This is a genomic window from Phyllobacterium brassicacearum, assembly GCF_003010955.1.
Taxonomy (GTDB): Bacteria; Pseudomonadota; Alphaproteobacteria; order Rhizobiales; family Rhizobiaceae; genus Phyllobacterium; species Phyllobacterium brassicacearum.
Window position 1 is genome coordinate 46060 of sequence record NZ_PGGO01000012.1, and the last position, 20811, is coordinate 66870.

Annotated in this window: 16 protein-coding genes; 8 read left to right on the forward strand and 8 right to left on the reverse strand. The window is 56.8% G+C overall.

Annotated elements, in window-relative coordinates; all coding sequences use genetic code 11:
* The first annotated feature begins 390 nt into the window (after positions 1–390).
* The 6 genes from topA to rpmG all read left to right on the forward strand — a co-directional run bounded on the left by topA (position 391) and on the right by rpmG (position 8384).
* Entirely contained in the window at positions 391–3003 is a 2613-nt protein-coding gene (topA, locus tag CU102_RS16430; protein WP_106712185.1) for a type I DNA topoisomerase, read from the forward strand.
* Between the two features lie 11 nt (positions 3004–3014).
* Positions 3015–5339, forward strand: a complete 2325-nt coding sequence (gene rnr / locus CU102_RS16435) for a ribonuclease R (protein ID WP_166648472.1) — start codon at positions 3015–3017, stop codon at positions 5337–5339.
* A complete protein-coding gene (locus tag CU102_RS16440; protein WP_106712187.1) occupies positions 5336–5767 on the forward strand; it encodes a DUF983 domain-containing protein in 432 nt (143 codons plus the stop codon). The genes rnr and CU102_RS16440 overlap by 4 nt, the downstream gene beginning before the upstream one ends.
* Positions 5768–5771: 4 nt before the next feature.
* A complete protein-coding gene (locus tag CU102_RS16445; protein WP_106712188.1) occupies positions 5772–6515 on the forward strand; it encodes an NUDIX hydrolase in 744 nt (247 codons plus the stop codon).
* Between the two features lie 3 nt (positions 6516–6518).
* Positions 6519–7694 (forward strand): MFS transporter, encoded by a 1176-nt coding sequence (locus tag CU102_RS16450; protein WP_425351562.1) that lies wholly within the window; start codon positions 6519–6521, stop codon positions 7692–7694.
* 522 nt (positions 7695–8216) lie between these two features.
* Positions 8217–8384: a 50S ribosomal protein L33 gene (rpmG, locus tag CU102_RS16455; protein ID WP_008122896.1), complete on the forward strand. Its 168-nt coding sequence runs from the start codon at positions 8217–8219 to the stop codon at positions 8382–8384.
* A gap of 59 nt (positions 8385–8443) precedes the next feature.
* Here the strand turns inward: rpmG and CU102_RS16460 are convergent, their stop codons facing one another.
* Together CU102_RS16460 and CU102_RS16465 are read right to left on the reverse strand one after the other, a co-directional pair.
* Positions 8444–9823: a PleD family two-component system response regulator gene (locus CU102_RS16460; protein WP_106712189.1), complete on the reverse strand. Its 1380-nt coding sequence runs from the start codon at positions 9821–9823 to the stop codon at positions 8444–8446.
* 2 nt (positions 9824–9825) lie between these two features.
* On the reverse strand, positions 9826–10197 hold the full coding sequence (locus tag CU102_RS16465) for a response regulator (RefSeq protein ID WP_008122893.1): 372 nt from the start codon (positions 10195–10197) through the stop codon (positions 9826–9828).
* A gap of 310 nt (positions 10198–10507) precedes the next feature.
* Here CU102_RS16465 and CU102_RS16470 point away from each other — a divergent pair, with 310 nt between their 5' ends.
* Together CU102_RS16470 and CU102_RS16475 are read left to right on the forward strand one after the other, a co-directional pair.
* Entirely contained in the window at positions 10508–10795 is a 288-nt protein-coding gene (locus CU102_RS16470; protein WP_106712190.1) for a DUF3572 domain-containing protein, read from the forward strand.
* Positions 10796–10884: 89 nt separating this feature from the next.
* Positions 10885–12216 carry a DNA polymerase IV gene (locus tag CU102_RS16475; RefSeq protein ID WP_106712191.1) on the forward strand — a complete coding sequence of 444 codons (1332 nt, stop codon included), beginning with the start codon at positions 10885–10887 and terminating at the stop codon, positions 12214–12216.
* A 98-nt stretch (positions 12217–12314) separates the two neighbouring features.
* Here the strand turns inward: CU102_RS16475 and dnaE are convergent, their stop codons facing one another.
* The 6 genes from dnaE to mce all read right to left on the reverse strand — a co-directional run bounded on the left by dnaE (position 12315) and on the right by mce (position 20804).
* Positions 12315–15815: a DNA polymerase III subunit alpha gene (dnaE, locus tag CU102_RS16480; RefSeq protein ID WP_106712192.1), complete on the reverse strand. Its 3501-nt coding sequence runs from the start codon at positions 15813–15815 to the stop codon at positions 12315–12317.
* Positions 15816–16193: 378 nt separating this feature from the next.
* Positions 16194–16877: an ABC transporter ATP-binding protein gene (locus tag CU102_RS16485; protein ID WP_106712193.1), complete on the reverse strand. Its 684-nt coding sequence runs from the start codon at positions 16875–16877 to the stop codon at positions 16194–16196.
* A gap of 1 nt (position 16878) precedes the next feature.
* The gene (locus CU102_RS16490; RefSeq protein WP_106712194.1) at positions 16879–18165 is read right to left on the reverse strand and encodes a lipoprotein-releasing ABC transporter permease subunit; all 1287 of its coding nucleotides are present in this window, start codon (positions 18163–18165) and stop codon (positions 16879–16881) included.
* On the reverse strand, positions 18162–19511 hold the full coding sequence (gene proS / locus CU102_RS16495) for a proline--tRNA ligase (protein ID WP_106712195.1): 1350 nt from the start codon (positions 19509–19511) through the stop codon (positions 18162–18164). The genes CU102_RS16490 and proS overlap by 4 nt, the downstream gene beginning before the upstream one ends.
* A gap of 618 nt (positions 19512–20129) precedes the next feature.
* Positions 20130–20399, reverse strand: a complete 270-nt coding sequence (locus CU102_RS16500; RefSeq protein WP_106712196.1) for a DUF1467 family protein — start codon at positions 20397–20399, stop codon at positions 20130–20132.
* On the reverse strand, positions 20400–20804 hold the full coding sequence (gene mce, locus CU102_RS16505; RefSeq protein ID WP_106712197.1) for a methylmalonyl-CoA epimerase: 405 nt from the start codon (positions 20802–20804) through the stop codon (positions 20400–20402). It abuts the gene before it with no gap.
* Positions 20805–20811 lie beyond the last annotated feature (7 nt).

Below are 20811 nucleotides of genomic sequence, written 5' to 3' on the forward strand. Positions count from 1 at the left end.
TGACCCAGCATTTGCTGAATAAATCTTGCGTTCTCAGTCCGATTGATTTGACTATCGCTCATAATCTCATCCTCAAAAATAAATTTTTATCGAAAATATGCGCTATACTTTAATACGGAATTGCTTAATTTATACCTACTTAACCTTCTGTTTTTTATACTCTAAATGCGTAAACGAGAAATGACTCGCCTTGAATCCACTATACCCTTGAACCCCGGAGAAAAATACCATTAATTGCATAAGTTCGTTGAGCAATCAGAGGTTGCAAATAACGATTTTTGACGTGCAGGCCTTGACGTTGTGTCGAAGCCTGTTCATTTCACAAGGCCAATTCCAAAGTGAAATTAGTGCTTTTGCAATCTGACAAGGGCAGGAAAGCTCAATTCTATAATGAACGTTGTCGTCGTTGAATCGCCTGCCAAGGCCAAAACAATCAATAAATATCTCGGTTCGGGTTACACGGTCCTGGCATCGTTTGGCCATGTGCGGGATTTGCCGGCCAAGGATGGCTCGGTTCGTCCCGACGATGACTTCTCGATGTCGTGGGAGGTTGATAGCGCCTCGTCCAAGCGCCTCGGCGATATTGTGAAGGCGCTGAAGGAGAGTGACGGCCTCATTCTTGCAACCGATCCGGATCGTGAGGGCGAGGCTATTTCGTGGCACGTGCTCGAAGTCCTCCAGCAGAAGAAGGCGATTGGCAAAAAGCCTGTAAAGCGGGTCGTGTTCAATGCGATCACCAAGGGCGCCGTACTCGATGCCATGGCGAATCCCCGTGACATCGATATGCCACTCGTTGATGCCTATCTGGCGCGACGGGCGCTGGACTATCTCTTCGGCTTTACGCTGTCGCCTGTTCTGTGGCGTAAACTGCCCGGCGCCCGCTCGGCGGGCCGTGTGCAATCAGTGGCGTTGCGCCTTGTTGCCGACCGCGAAGCGGAAATCGAACGCTTCATCCGCGAGGAATACTGGAATATCGCCGCGCTTCTGAAGACGCCGCGCAATGACGGTTTCGAAGCGCGACTGGTTGCCGTCGACGGCAAGAAACTCGGCAAGCTGGACATCAAGAACGGCGAACAGGCTGGCGAAATTCGCACCATGCTGGAAGGCGCGTCCTTCAAGGCGGCGTCTGTCGAGGCGAAGCCAATCAAACGCAGTCCCGGACCGCCCTTCACAACGTCGAGTTTACAACAGGCCGCATCGGGTCAGCTCGGCTTTTCTGCATCGCGAACCATGCAGATCGCACAAAAGCTCTATGAAGGCATGGATCTTGGTACAGAGACCGCGGGTCTGATCACCTACATGCGAACCGACGGCGTGCAGATGGCGCCAGAAGCCATTCAGGCCGCGCGCCAAACTATTGGAAAAGTATTCGGCGAAAAATACGTACCCGAGAAGCCGCGCTTTTACGCGACCAAGGCGAAGAATGCCCAGGAAGCGCACGAGGCGATCCGTCCGACGGATTTCAATCGGCATCCCAAGGACATGCGCCAGTTTCTTGATGCGGATCAGGCAAGACTTTACGAGTTGATTTGGAAGCGTGCCATCGCCAGCCAGATGCAGTCAGCCGACATCGAACGGACGACCGTTGAGATCGATGCGCAGAACGGTTCGCGCTTCGCACAGCTGCGTGCAACGGGTTCGGTCGTGCGATTTGACGGCTTCCTCGGCGCCTATACGGAGCACCGCGAGGAAGAGGAAGTCGATGAGGACAGCGCGCGTCTTCCGGAAATCCGCTCTGGCGAGGCACTCGCCCGCGAAAAGATCAACGCTACGCAGCATTCGACCGAGCCGCCGCCGCGCTATTCGGAAGCGACGCTGATCAAGAAGATGGAAGAGCTCGGGATCGGCCGTCCGTCCACCTATGCGGCGACGCTCGCCACCCTTCGTGACCGCGAATACATAACGATCGACAAGCGCAAGCTCATTCCGGAAGCCAAGGGCCGGCTCGTCATCGCGTTCCTCGAGAGCTTCTTCAAGCGCTATGTGGAATATGATTTCACCGCCGATCTTGAAGAAAAGCTCGACGAGATTTCCGACGGAAAGCTCAAGTGGAAGGATGTTCTACGTGATTTCTGGACCGATTTTTTCGGCTCCGTCGATGGTATCAAGGAATTGCGCGTTACTAATGTGCTTGATGCGCTGAATGATCAGCTCGGCCCGCTCGTCTTCCCGCCGCGGGAGGATGGCAGCGATCCGCGCATCTGCCAGGTGTGCGGCACCGGCAATCTCTCGCTCAAGCTCGGCAAATACGGTGCTTTCGTCGGCTGCTCGAACTATCCGGAATGCAAATTCACCCGCCAGCTCGGCGGAAGTGAAGCGGCGAACGAGAATGGCAATGGTGGTGACGAACCGAAGTTGCTCGGCAAAGACCCCTATACCGGTGAAGATATCACCGCACGCAATGGCCGCTTCGGACCCTATATCCAGCGCGGCGAAGGCAAGGAAGCCAAACGTGCCAGCCTGCCAAAAGGCTGGACGCTCGACACGATGGATCATGAGAAGGCGTTGGCCCTGTTATCCCTGCCCCGCGATGTCGGCCAGCACCCCGAGTCGACCAAGATGATCTCTGCCGGGATTGGACGCTATGGTCCCTACATCGCGCATGACGGTACTTATGCGAATCTCGAAAGTGCGGAAGATGTGTTTTCGATCGGCCTCAACCGGGCTGTCACCGTGCTTGCCGAGAAGCAGGCCAAGGGTCCGGGACGCGGACGCGGTACGCCTGCGGCGCTCAAGGAGCTCGGCGAACACCCGGATGGCGGTGTGATCACCGTTCGTGACGGCAAGTACGGCCCTTATGTTAACTGGGGCAAGGTGAATGCCACGCTACCGAAGGGTAAGGACCCGGCGGTCGTGACGGTCGAGGAAGCTCTTGCTATGATCGCCGAGAAGTCCGGTTCGAAGGGCACCAAGAAAGCCCCGGCCAAGCGTGCGGCAGCGGCCAAAAAGCCTGCTGCCAAGAAACCGGCCGCGAAAAAAGCTGCAACCAAAAAAGCAAGTTAAGGACAAATCGATTGGCACGCCGTATCTCTCCACCCAGCGGAAAACAACGGCTTGCCAATTCTGCGGCTCCGAAGCGTGAAGCGCATATGCCGGGGCGCGATGAGATTCTCCAATTCATCAAGGAGAACCCGAACCTTGCCGGCAAGCGCGATATCGCCAAAGCGTTCAATCTCAAGGGCGAAGCGCGCATTGCCCTGAAGGACATTCTGCGTGACCTCGCCGACGATGGCCTCGTTGAAAAACGTGCCAAGCGGCTGACCATGCCCGGTAGCCTGCCAAGTGTGGCAGTGCTGGATATCACCGGACGCGAAGGGGATGGCGGGCTGATTGCCAAACCAGCGGAGTGGGATGTCAACCACCAGGAACGCCCTCCTGTCGTTTTCATTCGTGCGTCGCGCAACCAGAAGGGGCCAACGCCCGGCGTCGGTGACCGTGTCCTGGCGCGCATTTTTGTCAGTGCCGATCCGTCGGGTCCCGCCTATACGGCGCGAGTCATCAAGCGGATCGAACATCGCAAGGACGCTGTGCTTGGCGTCCTACGCAAGCTCGACAATGGCGAGTGGCGTCTGGAACCCGTCGAACGGCGGCAGGTAGAGCTCTCGATCGATCCCGCTCAGCTCAACAATGCGAAGGTCAATGACCTCGTCGAGGTCGAGGTTTCGAAAGTCAGCCGCTACGGGCTTGCTCTTGGCCGGATCACCCAGGTTGTCGGCTCGGTGGCAAGTGAAAAAGCGCTGTCGATGATCGCGATCCACGAACATGAGATCCCGCACGTCTTTCCTGACAGTGTGATTGTGGAGGCGGAGAAGGCCAAGTCAGCCACCATGGCTCATCGCGAGGACTGGCGGCATGTCCCGCTCGTCACGATTGATCCGGCCGATGCCAAGGATCATGACGACGCTGTCTATGCCGAGCCCGATACGGATGAGAAGAACCCCGCCGGGTTCATCGCCACGGTCGCCATCGCCGATGTCGCAGCCTATGTGACGCCGGATTCGCAACTCGACCGCGAGGCATTGAAGCGCGGCAATTCGGTCTATTTCCCGGACCGGGTCGTGCCGATGCTTCCGGAGCGCATTTCCAACGACCTGTGCTCGCTGAAGGAGCTCGTGGATCGCCCTGCCCTTGCCGTGCAGATGATATTCAGTTCGGAGGGCCGCAAGGTTTCGCACAGTTTCCACCGCATCATGATGCGCTCCCATGCCCGCCTCTCCTATCCACAGGCACAGGCGGCGATCGACGGTGGGCCGGATGAGAAGACAGCGCCGATCCTCGATACGATTCTGAAGCCGCTGTGGGCCGCCTATGCGACGCTGAAGCGCGGGCGCGACGCACGGGAGCCGCTGGAGCTCGATCTGCCCGAAAAGAAGATCTTGCTGACGCCGGAAGGCAAGGTCGACAAGGTCGTCATCCCGCCGCGGCTCGATGCGCACAAGCTCATCGAAGAATTCATGATCCAGGCGAACGTCGCCGCGGCCGAGACACTGGAACGCAAGAAGCAGCCGCTGATCTTCCGCATCCACGACGCGCCGTCATTGGCCAAGCAGGAAACGCTCCGGGAATTCCTGCGCACGCTCGACATTTCCCTTGCCCGCGGCGCGGAGCTTCGGCCCAACCAGTTCAACAATATCCTGAAGCGCGTCGAAGGCAGCGAACAGCAGGATCTGGTCAACCAGGTCGTGCTGAGATCGCAGTCTCAGGCCGAATACAACCCGGAGAATATTGGGCATTTCGGCCTCAACCTCCATCGCTACGCGCATTTCACCTCGCCGATCCGCCGCTATGCCGACCTCATTGTCCATCGTGCATTGATTTCCGCACTCGGCCTCGGTCCTGATGGCATTACAGCGAAGGAAGAAGCCGCCCTTCCCGAAATCGCCGCGCTCATCTCCACGTCCGAACGCCGCGCGATGGCTGCCGAACGTGACACCGTCGATCGCCTGATCGCACACTACCTTGCGGACAAGGTGGGCAGCAGTTTCGAGGGACGCGTCCAGGGCGTTACCAAGTCCGGCCTGTTTGTTTCGCTTGCGACATATGGTGCCGACGGGTTTATTCCCATTTCAACTTTGGGTGATGATTACTATCTTTACGACGAAACCAACCACGCCCTCTCCGGTGAACGGAGCGGAAAAGGCTTCCGGCTTGGCGATATCGTCGAGGTTCGTCTGGTAGAGGCCTTGCCGGTAGCGGGCGCATTGCGGTTTGAAATGCTCTCCGAGCCCCACCCGGTTCCCAGCGGTGTGCGCTCACACCACAAGGCAAAGCGCTTCGTGCGCGGCAACCAGAAGCGCCCAACCAGCGTATCGCGCGGCGGGCGAAGAGGCCGAGGATGACAGTACAGATTTTTGGCGCGGACACCGCCCCGGCAAGACCCGCCCGCCCGCTCGGGCGGGCCATGTGGCGCGGTTTTCGCTGCCGCTGCCCGCATTGCGGTGAAGGCAAACTGTTTCGCGCCTTCGTCAAACCGGTCGATAACTGCGCTGTCTGCGGCGAAGACTACACACCACAGCGGGCCGATGATTTCCCCGCCTACATAACCATCACAATTGTCGGTCATATTGTACTTGGAGGATTTCTGGCAGTTGAGACACTGTTTCTGCTGGCCAATTGGGTACATCTGGCAATTTGGGTTCCGTTGACGATCCTCATGTCGATAGCGCTGCTGCAGCCGGTCAAGGGTGCGATCATTGGATTGCAATGGGCAAACTATATGCATGGTTTCGGTGGCGAGACCGACGATCTGGAGCCATCGGACCAGTGATCTTATGGCTTTAAACCAACCGGACAAATCTGCATCAGAACAGGCAAGCAAACGGTTGGCCAGCATCAGGCCCCGCGACGCGGCATCGCTGTTGCTGGTCGATCGCTCTGGTGGGGCCTTGCGCATTCTCATGGGCAGGCGGCACATGCGCCATGTGTTCATGCCCGGGAAGTTCGTTTTTCCCGGTGGACGCACCGAAACTGCGGATGGGCGTATCGCCGCTATTGCTGAGCTTTCTGCCGCCGACCAAACGAAACTTCTGAATGGCATGGGCAGCCGTTCAAGCATTCAGCGCTGCCGTGCTCTTGCGCTCTCGGCAATCCGCGAGACCTACGAAGAAGCCGGGCTTTTTCTCGGACGCCGGAATCTCGATCGCCCCTCGATAACCCACCCGGATTGGAGCGCATTTGTCGAGCGCAACATTCATCCGGATCTGTCCGTGTTGCGCTATTTTGCCAGAGCGACAACGCCTCCCGGTGGTTCCCGCCGTTTTGACACACGGTTTTTTCTCGCCTATCGCGATGCCGTAGCAGATGCCCTGCCAGAGGCCACGGGACCATCGCAAGAACTCGAAGAATTGTGCTGGCTCCCATTCTCGGAAGCGACGCAACTCGACATTCCGGAGATTACCCGGATGATCATTAGGGAAGCCGAAGCGGTTCTGGCCAGCAATCCTTTGCTTGAGCCCGGCAATCCCGTCATTCAATACCGCATGAAATATGGACGATTCGTCCGAGAGGTTTTTTGATTCATGGATGCAATGCCAACGTCTGAACGGATCGCAATCCGATCTCAATGGCGCGCGCTTGTCGCAGCCATCGCAACGATCAGCGCTGTTGGTGTTGCCATCGGCCTTGGTATTCCACTTCTGAGTGTCATTCTGGAGAGCCGTGGTCATTCGGCCACCATGATTGGTCTCAACGCCGCTGTCGCGGGGATCGCGTCGATTGTCGCTGCGCCGTTCGCTGCGCCCATTGCGGCTCGCTTCGGTGTTGTACCGACTTTGCTTGCAATGCTCGTGATTGGCGCGTTCTCGTTTGTCGGGTTCCATTTCTTCACCGACTTCTGGATGTGGGTCGTGCTGCGCGTGTTTCTGCATTTTGCGCTCACAATGCTCTTCATTCTGTCAGAGTATTGGATCAACGCTGCCGCCCCGCCCGAAAGACGCGGGCTGGTACTCGGCATTTACGCGACGGTATTGTCGATGGGATTCGCGCTCGGTCCATGGCTGTTTTCGCGCATCGGCAGTGTTGGCATCATGCCCTTTGCCGTTGGTTTCGGCATCATCATCTTCGCCATGCTTCCAGTGCTCATGGCGTGGAGAGAGAGCCCGGATTTCCATGAGGAGGAGCATGTACCGTTTGCGCCCTTCATCTGGGCCGTACCCACCGCGACTGCAGCCGTGTTCGTCTTCGGAGCTGTCGAAACTGGCGGCTTTGCGCTGTTTCCGGTCTTTGGCGCGCGTATCGGCTACAGTGAGGCCAACGCGGCACTTCTCCTCACGACAATTGGACTTGGCAATGTGCTGTTGCAGATTCCCATCGGGCTGCTTAGCGACCACGTCAACGACCGGCGCAAGATCCTGCTCGCCTGCGCCTTGATTGGCCTTGCCGGCATGTGTGTGCTGCCGTTCATTTCCACCAATTGGTACCTCGTGGCGGCGCTGCTTTTCATCTGGGGCGGCGTTGTGGCCGGCCTCTATACGGTTGGCCTGGCACATCTCGGCTCACAGCTGACCGGCCGCGAACTTGCCTCAGCGAACGCCGCCTTTGTTTTCTGCTATGCCATCGGCATGCTGGTCGGCCCCCAGGCAATTGGCATCGGCATGGATCTCATGGGGCCGCAGGGGTTCTCTGTTGCGCTTGCAATATTCTTCGCAGCCTATGCGATTCTCGTGGGGTCACGTCTGATCAGCCGCAGGGGCTAGTATTACAACCAGAGTGCGATTGGAATCGGTTCCGACAGTTCTATATTGTTCTTGGAGTGAGAGACGAGCTTTCGCCTGCCTCCCTTTCCTTTTAGGTTGAATTGAACCCGGAACACAACTTGCCAGCCGGTCCGGGTTCTTTTCACCATAAGGGTGATGTTAAGTGGACGTCGCCACATGAATCACCTCCAAGTTGAGGGCAAGGCTCTTGCCGCAGTCGGAGGAGCCTATCTCCTCCGATGCACCGGCTGGCCCGGTGTTGCTGCTTCTGCCTTCGATGCTTGATCAAGCGGGTCCTTGATTCATCGCGTGAATTTCAGCCATCAGCAACGAACTGGCAGTTGAGAGAAAATTCGAGCAGGCTGTGCGCGGTTGTCCTGCGAGATGAATAAATCGATGAGATCACTGTCCTAGGCTTGACTTTTCGCCCTGTTCGGTTAAGTGTCCGGCCGAATTTCCGCTTATAGCCACGCTGCTGGACTTGAATAGCGGTCCTCAATAATCAGAACAGGTAAACTGAAAATGGCTAAGGCTGCGAATATCAAGATCAAGCTTCTGTCGACCGCTGACACCGGTTTCTTCTACGTTACGAGCAAGAACAGCCGTACCAAGACGGAGAAGATGTCCTTCCGCAAGTACGACCCGGTCGCACGCAAGCACGTCGAATTCAAGGAAACCAAGATCAAGTAATCTTGGTGCCTGGAAACAAAAATGCCGCCCTCGGGGCGGCATTTTTGTTTGTGCGTTTGTCAGGCCGCTGCTGAGACCACTTTGTTGCGGCCCGACGCCTTGGCGCCATAGAGGGCCTCGTCAGCGCGCTTGAGCAGGTTCTGCACGCTGTCGTCCTTGGACATTACGCTGGCAATACCGATGCTAATGGTCACTGGAACGCTGGCGCCCGCTTGATTGACAACAAACGGTGTCGAAGCGACTTCGCGTCTGATGCGTTCTGCGACCATGGCTGCCAGCGCCGCGTCGGTGTCTGGCATGACGATGAAGAACTCCTCACCCCCATAGCGACTGGCGAGATCACTACCGCGCACATTTCGCCGGAGGCGCCGGGCAAATTCGCGCAACACCTCGTCTCCGCCGTCGTGACCATGGGTATCATTGATGAGTTTGAATCGGTCGATATCCGTCATCAAAATCGACAACGGGCGCCGGCGATCCACGGCGCGCTTGAACAACGTTGCGATGTGCGTCTCGAGATAAAGCCGGTTGTGCAGTCCGGTCAGGCTGTCGGTCACTGCCATTTCGTAGGTCTTCACGACGCTGGCGCGAAGGCCGTCATGATAAGCCTTGCGGCGCAATTGCGTACGCAACCTCGCCAATAATTCATTCGGGTTGAGCGGTCGTATCAGATAGTCGTTTACGCCGAGTTCCAGGGCACGTCTGATCAGTGTTTCTTCACCCTGATCCGCCACGAGGATGATCGGCAACGAGCGTGTATTGTCGAGCGATCGCAACTGCGCACAGATGCGCAGCGGATCGAAGGCGGCAAAGCTCGAAGCAATGAACAGGCAATCGTGATTGCCCTGAATGGCGTCAAAGAAACCGGTCTGAGGATCGGTCTGGACATCAACGACACCTTCGTCGCCCAAGATCCGCCGTATGCGATCCACGCTTTCCGGCCGCTCATCGATCAACAATATACGGGCGTTCTTGGCAAGGCCGTCGCCGCCGGCGGGAAATCGCAGGATGGATTCGACCCCGACATCACGGGTGGTGGCGACGCGCAGCCGCAGCTCGTCGGTGAGGTTTTTCAACCGGACCAAGCTCTTCACGCGTGCAAGAAGTTGCAAATCGTTGACGGGTTTCGTCAGAAAATCATCTGCCCCGAAGTTCAGTCCGGTGATCCGGTCTGAATCCTGATCGAGCGCCGTGACGAGGATAACGGGAATGTGGGCGGTAGACGCATTCGATTTCAAGCGGCGGCAGACTTCAAAGCCGTCCATTCCCGGCATCATCACATCGAGCAGAATCACATCGACATTGCTGGTTTCACAAATCTCAAGTGCCTCGTAACCATCGGAGGCGGTGACAACTTCATAATATTCAGCGCTTAGCCGCGCCTCCAGAAGCTTCACATTAGCGGGAACATCATCAACAACAAGGATTCGAGCCGTCATGGTCAAGCATCGCCAAGGTAAGATTTGATCGTTTCGATGAATTTCGGCACCGAGATCGGCTTCGAGATATAGGCCTCGCAACCACCTTGCCTGATACGTTCCTCATCACCCTTCATGGCGAAAGCCGTAACGGCAATGATAGGAATCACATGGAGATCATCATCGGCTTTCAGCCACTTGGTGACTTCCAGACCGGAAACTTCCGGCAACTGGATATCCATGAGAATCAGGTCCGGCCGATGTTCCCTTGCAAGATCAAGCGCTTCCAGCCCGTTGCGGGTGCGGATGGTTTCGTAGCCGCTGGCTTCGATAAGATCGCGGAAGAGCTTCATGTTGAGCTCATTGTCCTCGACGATCATCACTTTCTTTACCATTGGCAATTTCCTGTTGATCATGCTTGAAAGACGCATGCCGTCCGCCAAGATCTATGGGACAAAGGTTAGGTCGCAGCCCCAACTGCATAGATGCATTTGATAGCCTGTGATGATTGATGAAAAGGAAACTCTTCAGCCCAATCCCGAAATGCTGCTGATCATGTTTAACCAAGGATTTATTGAACATCTTCTTTTGGTCATATTCAACCGGCTACAGCGAATTTTGGGATCGCGAAATAGCGCGTAACCTTGCCAAACTGAACTATTCTTGGGCGGCAAACCCCAGCAAACCCATGAACAGGCGGTATAAATGAGGAAGCAGATCAATGTTGGCGACGCGGAATCCATGGCGATCAATTCTTTGATGTTTCTGGCTGACGACAGCGAGTTGCTTGCCCGGTTCCTTGCGTTGACCGGAATTACCGCCGATCAGATTCGAACAGCAGCCGGCGAGCCGGGATTTCTGGCGGGCGTTCTCCAGTTCTACCTTGGGCACGAACCGACATTGATGCGCTATTGCGAAGCAACTGGAACAGATCCTGCCCTCTTCCAGGAAGCGCTTCGGCTTCTTCCTGGCGGCCGGCAAGACATCGATTGAACAGTTGATAGCCCGCTGCCGGTCGTTGCAAGCCAAAGGCACCTTCGATAAGGTCTGCGTGTTCCTTTTATGTTCCGGACCTGGCCACCATGGCGACCCTCAACGATCCGAGATTTGGTTTTTGCCGTGATTGCCTGGCCGCACAGACGTCGGAAGGACGCCGCTGCCATGTGTGCGGGAGTCCGCGTCTCTTGCGCCATCCGGAGCTTTACCGGCTCCGGATCGCCCATGTGGATTGCGATGCGTTCTACGCTTCGGTAGAAAAGCGCGACAATCCGGAATTGCGAAACAGGCCCGTGATCATTGGCGGCGGCAAACGTGGCGTTGTTTCAACGGCTTGCTATGTCGCCCGCATCCATGGCGTGAAGTCTGCCATGCCGATGTTCAAGGCACTTGAGGCCTGTCCGCATGCCGTCGTGATCGGGCCTGACATGGAGAAATATGTCCGGGTCGGCCGCGAAATCCGGCAGATGATGCGCGATCTGACCCCGCTCGTCGAACCGCTATCGATTGACGAGGCCTTTCTCGACCTGTCAGGGACCGAGCGCCTGCACCACGATCCACCGGCACGTGTGATGGCGCAGTTCTCCAATCGCGTTGAGCGGGAAATGGGATTGTCCGTTTCCGTTGGAATTTCCTATTGCAAGTTCCTGGCGAAAATCGCGTCCGACTTCGACAAGCCGCGCGGTTTTTCCATCATCGGCCAAGAAGAAGCCCTCACCTTCTTGGCTGACAAGCCGGTCACGATGATCTGGGGTGTGGGCAAGGCTTTTGCGGCGACGCTGGAGCGCGACGGAATCCGCACGATCGGCCAGCTGCAAACCATGGAGCTCGGCCCGCTTATGGCCTCGTACGGGACCATGGGCCAGCGACTGTACCGCCTGTCACGCGGCCTCGACACCCGCCGTGTAGAGCCGGAAAGTGAAAGCAAGAGCGTCTCCGCTGAGACCACCTTCAACGAAGACATTGCGTCGCTCGATGAACTTGTCCCGATCCTGCGCTCGCTGTCAGAGAAGGTTTCCCGGCGTCTCAAAGCAGCCGACATCGCCGGGCGCACAGTCGTGCTTAAACTGAAGTCGCGCGATTTCAAGTTGCGGACAAGAAACCGCCAGCTTGCCTATCCAACGCAACTTGCCGATCGTATTTTCCGTACGGGCATGTCATTGCTTGAGAAGGAAATCGATGGAACCCGGTTTCGCCTCATCGGAATCGGTGTCAGCGACCTCAGCGACGACGGCCGGGCCGATCCGCTCGATCTCGTCGATACGCAGGCGACTAAACGAGCAGTTGCAGAGACTGCCATCGACAAACTGCGCGGGAAATTCGGGAATAATGCTGTCGAAACGGGCTATACGTTCAGGAAGTTCAATTCTCGAACGCCGACCGTTCCCGATGAAATCGATCCGAACGAGAATGGGTGAATTTGGTATGAGTTTTACCAAATCAGATACAAGAAACGCCGGTTCTGGTACCAGAATCTCCATCTGACATTGTGATTTTAGTGTAGCGGGTTGAAATCCTACCCCATTTCCACTTCGACAATACCTGGAATGGCCTTCATCGCGCTGGCGATCTGCGGGCCGACACGATAGCGGTTGGGCAATTCGATCTCGACTTCGGTTGCGCCGTTTTCCTTGATCAAGATCAAGCTGACGACCTGCCCATCGTTCTGTGGTGCCAGATAGGGTGTAATGGCGCTCAGCGGCTCGCTGGAGCGCATGTAGAGGCGCAAAGCCTTCTGCATGCGCGTCGCCTCGTCTTCAAGCGATTGCGCCGTCTGGATGCGTAGGCTGATGCCTTCCGGCCGGTCTTCGGCGCCAACCGTTACGACGACCGACCTGCCCGGCTCGAGCAGGTCGCGATACTGCGCCAGGGCTTCCGAGAAGAGCACCGCCTCGAATTGCCCTGAAGAATCAGAGAATTGGATGATTCCCATCTTGTTGCCGGTCTTGGTCTTGCGCTCCTGCTTGGCGGTAATGGTACCGGCCAAGCGACCGGCATTGGCACCGCGCTTCACAGCCGCCGAAAACTCGGCCCAGGTCTGCACCCGCATCTTTTCGAGAATCGGCCGATATTCGTCGAGCGGGTGCGCAGAAAGGTAGAAACCCGCCGCTTCGAATTCGCGTCGCAGTTTTTCCGCCGAGAGCCACGGTGCAGCCGCCGGCAGTTGTATCGTCTGAACGCCTGCACCTGCCATGCCGCCAAATATGTCGGCCTGGCCGCTGACACTGTCCTCCTGGGTGCGCTGAGCATGGCCGATGATGCGGTCGAGTCCTGCAATCAAGGCTGGCCGCTCGCGTCCGAAGCAATCGAATGCACCGGCATTGATCAGGCTTTCAAACACCCGCCGGTTGACGACCCGCGGATCGATCCGTTCGCAGAAATCCTCAAGGCTGGCGTAAGGCGTGGCCCCACGCTTCTCGACAATATGATCAACTGCGGCTTCGCCCACGCCCTTGATGGCCGCCAGAGAATAGTAGATGCGGTTTTCACCGACCTCGAACAGGCGATACGAGGTGTTGACGGAAGGTGTCACTACTTCAATGCCAAGCCGCACAGCCTCCCGGCGGAAATCGTTCAGCTTGTCCGTGTTCGACATGTCGTATGTCATTGATGCGGCAAGGAATTCGACCGGATAGTGTGCCTTCATGTAGGCGGTCTGGAATGACACGATGGCGTAGGCGGCGGCATGGGATTTGTTGAAGCCGTAGTCGGCGAACTTGGCGAGAAGATCGAAAATGAAGTTGGCTTGCGGCTTGGTCACGCCGCGTTCCACGGCGCCGTCGACGAACCGCACCCGCTGCATGTCCATTTCGGCACGGATTTTCTTGCCCATGGCGCGGCGTAGGAGATCGGCCTCGCCCAGCGTGTAGCCGGACATCTCCTGCGCGATCTGCATCACCTGTTCCTGATAGATGATGACGCCTTGAGTCTCCTTGACGAGATGGTCGATTTTCGGGTGGATCGACGCCATCTCCTCGTCGCCGTTCTTGCGCGCGTTGTAGGTGGGGATGTTTTCCATCGGTCCCGGCCGATAGAGCGCAACGAGCGCGATGATGTCCTCAATCCGATCAGGCCGCATGCCGATCAGAGCCTTGCGCATCCCAGTGCTTTCCACCTGGAACACGCCGACCGTCTCGCCTCGCGACAGCATCTCGTAGGTAGGCTTGTCATCGAACGGCAGATTGGAGAGATCAACGGTGATCCCGCGCCGCTTGACGAGATTAATGGCGGTCTGAAGCACGGTCAGCGTTTTCAGGCCGAGGAAGTCGAATTTGACCAGCCCCGCCTCTTCAACCATCTTCATGTTGAACTGGGTTACCGGCATGTCGGAACGCGGATCGCGGTACATCGGCACGAGTTCAGACAGGGGTCGGTCTCCGATCACGATACCCGCCGCGTGGGTCGACGCGTGACGATAAAGGCCTTCCAGCTTCAACGATATGTCAAGCAACCGCTCAACCACCGGCTCCTTGTCACGCTCCTCGCGCAGACGCGGTTCGTCTTCGATCGCCTTCGACAAAGTCACGGGATTGGCGGGATTGGCGGGCACCATCTTGGTGAGACGATCGACCTGGCCATAGGGCATTTCGAGGACGCGCCCCACGTCCCGCAATACAGCGCGAGCCTGCAGCGTACCGAAGGTGATGATCTGCGCTACCTGATCGCGGCCGTATTTGCCCTGCACATATCGAATGACCTCATCTCGCCGATCCTGGCAGAAGTCGATGTCAAAGTCCGGCATCGAGACGCGGTCCGGATTGAGGAAGCGTTCGAACAGCAGTGAAAACCGGAGCGGGTCAACGTCCGTGATCGTAAGCGCATAGGCGACGAGCGAACCTGCGCCCGATCCACGGCCCGGACCAACTGGAATATCATGGGCTTTTGCCCATTTGATAAAGTCGGCAACGATGAGAAAGTAGCCCGGATATTTCATCCGGGTGATGATGGAGATCTCGTATTCAAGCCGCTCGGCATATTGCTCGCGCGTGTGCCCTTCCGCGAGCCCCGAAGTCTCGATGCGTTGCGCCAGGCCTTCCCTGGCCTGCCGTGCCAACTCATCGGCTTCGGCCCGCAGGGCAGCCTCGGGATCATCACTCTCGCCGGTAAACCGCGGCAGGATAGGCGCCCGATTTTTCGGATAATAGGAACAGCGCTGCGCGATCTCGACCGTGTTCTCCACCGCTTCCGGAAGGTCTGCAAACAATTGCACCATCTCGTCTTCGCTTTTGAGATAGTGGTCGGACGTCAGGCGCCGCCGGTCGTCGATTGACAAAAGCGAACCCGATGCGATCGCCAGCAGGGCATCGTGGGCCTCGTAATCCCCGCTCTTCGAGAAGAAAACGTCGTTCGTTGCTACGAGCGGTAATTCCAACTCGTAGGCAAGTTCAACCTGTGCTGCCTCGAGCGCGCGATCATAGCCCCGATGCCGCTGCAACTCGATATAGAGCCTGTCGCCAAAGAGCGACCTCAAATAGATGAGCCGCTGACGCGCGCGATCAACACGGTCGTCCTTGATCGCCTTGGCAATCGTTCCTTCCGGCCCGCCGGACAAGGCAATGATGCCCTCCGCACGGCCCGGCAACCAATGGGACGCAATATGAACGGGATCACCAGCCGCCGTCTCGAGATATGCGCGGCTCACAAGGCGCACGAGATTTGCGTAACCTTCTTCCGTTGCCGCAAGAAGGACAAGCGGCGCCAGACCAAGGGCCTCGCGGCGATTGGCGCTGCGGCTTTCTTCCGTTTGATCGTGAAAAGCGATGTCAAGCTGGCAACCAATGATAGGCTGCAGTCCGGCTTTTGACCCCTTCTGCGCAAACTCCAGAGCGCCAAAGAGATTGTTGGTATCGGTGATGGCAATCGCCGGCGCCTTACTTGCAACGGCAAGATCGATGACTTTTGGAACCTGCAAAGCGCCTTCAAGCAGCGAATAGGCAGAATGAACCCTCAGGTGAACGAAGCGCAACGCCTGCCTGCTTGCATTGCTCTCGCCGCTATAGCCCTGTTCGTCTGCCAATTTTCACTATCTCCGGAACACGTACGGAGAAACCGATTCACCGCGCCATTATAGTCCGACATGCGCGATGAGGTGTCCACCTGAATTGAGGATTCCTCCCGCTTCAACAGTGGACAGAAATGGATCGCAGGATCTCCGATCTCTGCGACCCTTATCAATCAGATTGCGCTTACCCACATTGCGAACGTCGCAATGAAAAGGCTAACTGTAACGAATGACATGACGTCCTGGAAAAGTTCGCTCATCGGTAAAACCCTTCTTCGTTGTCTCTATGTCTATGTTTTGTTCTATTTTTGTTCCAAAGTCAAGCGGGCCAAAGCGCCGAATGGCGCTATGGTTTTCGAAATATTAATGGAAGGTAAAATGAGAAGGAAACGGTCAAAGATTGGTGATCTTGCCGTCCTTCAGAGTCACGCGGCGGTCCATGCGGCGTGCAAGCTCAAAATTGTGCGTGGCAATCATCGCCGACAGACCCGATTGGCGCACCAGTGCCTCCAGCGCCTCAAACACATAGGAAGACGTTACCGGATCAAGGTTGCCTGTCGGCTCGTCCGCCAGGAGCACCAGTGGAGCATTGGCTACCGCGCGGGCAATTGCGACGCGCTGCTGTTCGCCACCAGAGAGTTCGCTTGGCCGATGCGAGGCACGTGCACCCACTTTCATGTAGTCGAGCAGTTGCTGGGCGCGCTCGGAGGCCACGCCAGGTTTCATGCCGCGAATCAATTGCGGCATCATCACGTTTTCAAGCGCGGAAAACTCCGGAAGGAGATGGTGAAACTGGTAGACGAAGCCGATATCGTTTCGGCGGATTGCAGTTCTCTCGTCATCGGAAAGCGACCCGCACGACCTGCCATCAAGGAGAACGTCGCCGCTGTCCGGTCGCTCAAGCAAGCCGGCCGTGTGCAGCAATGTTGATTTGCCCGCCCCGGAGGGGGCGACAAGCGCGACCATCTCACCCTTGCCAAGGGAAAAATTGGCGCTGTCGAGAATGACCAGTTCACGGCCGATCTCATTGTACCGACGACCGACGCCCGTCAGCTCAAGAATGGACCCGTTTGCCATATTATTCGTACCTCAAGGCTTCAACGGGATCGAGCGTGGCCGCGCGCCATGCCGGAAACAGCGTTGCCAGAAACGACAGGACAAGTGCCATGAGGATAACCGAGAACGTTTCGTTGAAATCCATCTTTGCCGGCAATGTGCTCAGGAAATAAAGCTCAGGATTGAACAGGGTTGTTCCAGAAACCCAGGAGAAGAACTCCCTGATGCGCTCGACATTGAGACAGACAACCACACCAAGCACGACCCCTGCAATGGTCCCCGTGACACCGATCGCGGCACCAGTCATCAGGAATATGCGCAGGATCGAGTTACGTGTCGCGCCCATGGTACGGAGGATCGCGATGTCATGCCCCTTGTCCTTCACCAACATGATCAGGCCGGAGATGATGTTAAGCGCAGCAACGAGCACAATCAGCGTCAGGATCATGAACATGACATTACGCTCGACCTGCAGCGCGGAGAAGAACGTCTGGTTGCGCTGGCGCCAGTCGGTGAGCATCAACGCCCGCTGCCCTGCTTCTTCAATCGGCTTCTTCAGCGCATCCACATTGTCCGGGTTATCGGCAAATATCTCGATCGACTGAACTTTGTTGTCCTGATTGAAGTAGAGCTGCGATTCTTCGAGCGGCATCAGCACGATCGAGGCATCATACTCGGACATGCCAATCTCGAAGATCGCCGTTACTGGATAGGATTTGACACGTGGCGCCATACCGAGCGGCGTTACATCGCCGTCCGGCGAAATCAGGGTCAGCTTGTCGCCGAGGCCCAATCCCATGTTCTCAGCCATGCGTGTGCCTATGGCGACGCCGCCGCCGCTGTTGAATCCCTCGAACGTCCCCTGGCGAACATTCTTGGCGACGAGTTGGAGTTTCGCGATGTCTTCCTCGCGCAGGCCGCGAACCAAGGCGCCGGTGCCAGCCCCGACATTGCCCTTGGCCAGCACTTGCCCCTCCACGACGGGAATAGCGAAGGAAACCCCGGGTACGGCATCGATGCGCTTGATCACGGCATCGAAATCGTCAAGCGGCCGATCCATTGGCTGCATTATGACATGGCCGTTTATGCCAAGGATGCGTGTCAGGAGTTCGCTGCGGAAACCGTTCATCACCGCCATCACGATGATGAGCGTCGCGACGCCGAGCATGATCCCGGTAAACGAAAATCCGGCAATCACCGAAATAAACGTTTCCTTGCGCCTGGCCCGCAAATAGCGCCAGGCGATCATTCGCTCATAGGATGAGAAAGGCTTGGAACCGGACGTCGCGGTGGCGGTCGCTTCGCTCATAGAATTCCTGCCTGAAAGTTCGCAGGCCCCGCGAGCTTGTTGATTGCCGCCTCTATGCTCAAGGTTTCCCGTGCACCGGTTGCGCGGTCCTTGATTTCAACTTCACCGGCCACGACCCCGCGCGGACCGACAATCACCTGCGTTGGCAAGCCGATGAGATCCATGGTCGCGAACTTGGCGCCCGGACGATCGTCGGTATCGTCCAGCAACGGCTCGAGACCGGCGTTCGTCAGGGCTTCGTAAAGCTTGCCCGAAACGGCATCACAGCCTTCATCACCCGGCTTCATGTTGACGATGCCCGCGCCGAAAGGCGCAACGGCTCTCGGCCAGATAATACCGTTCTCGTCATGCGAGGCCTCGATGATCGCTGCAATGACACGCGACGGGCCAATGCCGTAGGAACCCATCGACACCAGATGATCCTTGCCGTCAGGGCCGCTCACCTTTGCGCCCATAGGTTCAGAATACTTTGTGCCGAAATGGAAAATGTGGCCCACCTCGATGCCGCGCGCGGCGAGCTGTTCGGATTGTCCAACCTTTGCCCACGCAGCCTCGTCATGCATTTCGTCGGTCGCCGCATAAGGCGTCGTCCAGCGGGTGACGATATTGGCGATCTCAGCGTCATCGTCGAAGTTCGTATCGGCACCCGGCACCGGTAGATCGAGATATGCACGGTCGCAGAAGACCTGGCTCTCCCCCGTATCGGCGAGAATGATGAATTCATGGCTGAGCTCGCCGCCAATCGGTCCCGTATCGGCCCGCATCGGGATTACCTTGATACCCAAACGCGAGAAAGTGCGCAGGTAAGCGACAAACATGCGGTTATAGGCAGCCTTGGCGCCGTCAAAATCGAGATCAAATGAATACGCATCCTTCATCAGGAATTCGCGCGAACGCATGACGCCGAAGCGCGGACGGCGTTCATCGCGGAATTTCCACTGGATGTGATAGAGATTAAGCGGCAGGTCCTTATAGGATTTCACATAGGCCCGGAAAATCTCTGTGATCATTTCCTCGTTGGTCGGGCCGTACAGCATCTCACGCTCGCCCCGGTCCTTGATGCGCAGCATCTCGTCACCGTAGGCATCGTAGCGACCACTCTCGCGCCACAGATCGGCCGACTGGATCGTCGGCATCAGCAATTCGATCGCACCGGAACGATTCTGTTCCTCGCGGATGATGTTGCTGACCTTGTTGAGTATGCGCAGACCCGCCGGCAGCCAGGCATAGATGCCGGCAGATTCCTGACGGATCAGACCGGCACGCAACATCAGCCGATGCGAGACGATTTCCGCCTCCTTGGGGTTTTCTTTGAGAATGGGCAGAAAGTAGCGGGAAAGGCGCATCGAGAATCACCAAATTGAACACTGCCTGAGTGCTTTAAGAATCAGGCAAAACCAAGTGCAAAGTCGATGTTTCTTAACCGTATCGAAGCTGATTGGGAACCCGCAACCGCAAATGAAACGGCCGGGAATTCACGGAGGATTCACCTCTCTGCCAGATTTGTAAGCAAAAAATGACCAGGACGAATATTTTTCGTGACATTTCGAAGGCACTCCGCTATTTTTTTAATCATAAGGAGAAAGTAAGAATATTTCTGCTTTCCTACGCGGTCAAAGTCTTGGGAGGATGTGACCTTTGGCGCGGTTAAACCGCAGCCGCCACGCAAGTGGATTAGGTCGGACGCGATCTTCAAATGCAAGGTGAAAGCCTTGCATTTTTTTTGTCCTCAATCGCCTGCTCAATATGTTACTGGCTTTTCCTCGAGTAACTTTTCAGCGTCGCATTGGAATAGCCAAAGATCCATCACGAAGACTGTAAAGCGTCCGGCTCTGCATCTGGAATGACCATGGCAGATGGACTTGCACAGGTGAACCCGGACAATTCGACCCTTTGCAGTTTTGTTGGCTAATGAATATCCGGCCATTCAGGTTGTCTTTCGCCGTCCCAGGGAACAGCGCAACCTACCTTAACTGCGGGAAGAACACCGGAATATCGTCAACACCATATCCAAGTTTCTGGTTCACGACATAAAAGATCGCAAAGATGATGGCGGAAATGATCGTCGTGAGCAGAAAGACCCTGCCCATTCTATGTTTGTGCGGGGCGCTTGCAGGCGTTCCTAGCGTCACATCCTCTTCATCGCCCTGGGTCCGCAGACCGATCGGCAGCATGGTAAAGAGTGTCAGCCACCACAGGATAAAATAGACCGCCATGGCGGTTGCGATTGGCATTTACTCTTGCTCCAGTTCAATCAGTGTCCCATTGAAGTCCTTCGGGTGAAGAAACAGTACGGGTTTGCCGTGTGCGCCGATTTTTGGCTCTCCATCGCCGAGAATACGCGCGCCCTGTTCTTTTAGCCGATCGCGCGCCGCAAGAATATCGGGCACTTCGTAGCAGACATGGTGGATACCACCGGACGGGTTCTTTGCCAGAAACGCCGCGATTGGCGAATCCGCACCCAAAGGCTCCAGCAGCTCGATCTTCGTATTGCCAACGTCGATGAAGACGACCGTGACGCCGTGTTCCGGCAGAATCTGCGGGTCTGTCAGCTTTGCTCCAAGTGTGTTCCGATAAATCGCGGACGCCGCCGCCAAATCCGGGACTGCAATTGCGACGTGATTGAGGCGGCCAAGCATTTGTCTA

Bases quoted from the DNA above. Each gene is read 5' to 3' on its own strand.
- topA (WP_106712185.1), top strand. From the start codon at position 391: ATGAACGTTGTCGTCGTTGAATCGCCTGCCAAGGCCAAAACAATCAAT.
- CU102_RS16440 (WP_106712187.1), top strand. From the start codon at position 5,336: ATGACAGTACAGATTTTTGGCGCGGACACCGCCCCGGCAAGACCCGCC.
- CU102_RS16445 (WP_106712188.1), top strand. From the start codon at position 5,772: ATGGCTTTAAACCAACCGGACAAATCTGCATCAGAACAGGCAAGCAAA.
- CU102_RS16450 (WP_425351562.1), top strand. From the start codon at position 6,519: ATGGATGCAATGCCAACGTCTGAACGGATCGCAATCCGATCTCAATGG.
- rpmG (WP_008122896.1), top strand. From the start codon at position 8,217: ATGGCTAAGGCTGCGAATATCAAGATCAAGCTTCTGTCGACCGCTGAC.
- CU102_RS16460 (WP_106712189.1), bottom strand. From the start codon at position 9,823: ATGACGGCTCGAATCCTTGTTGTTGATGATGTTCCCGCTAATGTGAAG.
- CU102_RS16465 (WP_008122893.1), bottom strand. From the start codon at position 10,197: ATGGTAAAGAAAGTGATGATCGTCGAGGACAATGAGCTCAACATGAAG.
- CU102_RS16470 (WP_106712190.1), top strand. From the start codon at position 10,508: ATGAGGAAGCAGATCAATGTTGGCGACGCGGAATCCATGGCGATCAAT.
- CU102_RS16475 (WP_106712191.1), top strand. From the start codon at position 10,885: ATGGCGACCCTCAACGATCCGAGATTTGGTTTTTGCCGTGATTGCCTG.
- CU102_RS16485 (WP_106712193.1), bottom strand. From the start codon at position 16,877: ATGGCAAACGGGTCCATTCTTGAGCTGACGGGCGTCGGTCGTCGGTAC.
- CU102_RS16490 (WP_106712194.1), bottom strand. From the start codon at position 18,165: ATGAGCGAAGCGACCGCCACCGCGACGTCCGGTTCCAAGCCTTTCTCA.
- proS (WP_106712195.1), bottom strand. From the start codon at position 19,511: ATGCGCCTTTCCCGCTACTTTCTGCCCATTCTCAAAGAAAACCCCAAG.
- CU102_RS16500 (WP_106712196.1), bottom strand. From the start codon at position 20,399: ATGCCAATCGCAACCGCCATGGCGGTCTATTTTATCCTGTGGTGGCTG.
- mce (WP_106712197.1), bottom strand. From the start codon at position 20,804: ATGCTTGGCCGCCTCAATCACGTCGCAATTGCAGTCCCGGATTTGGCG.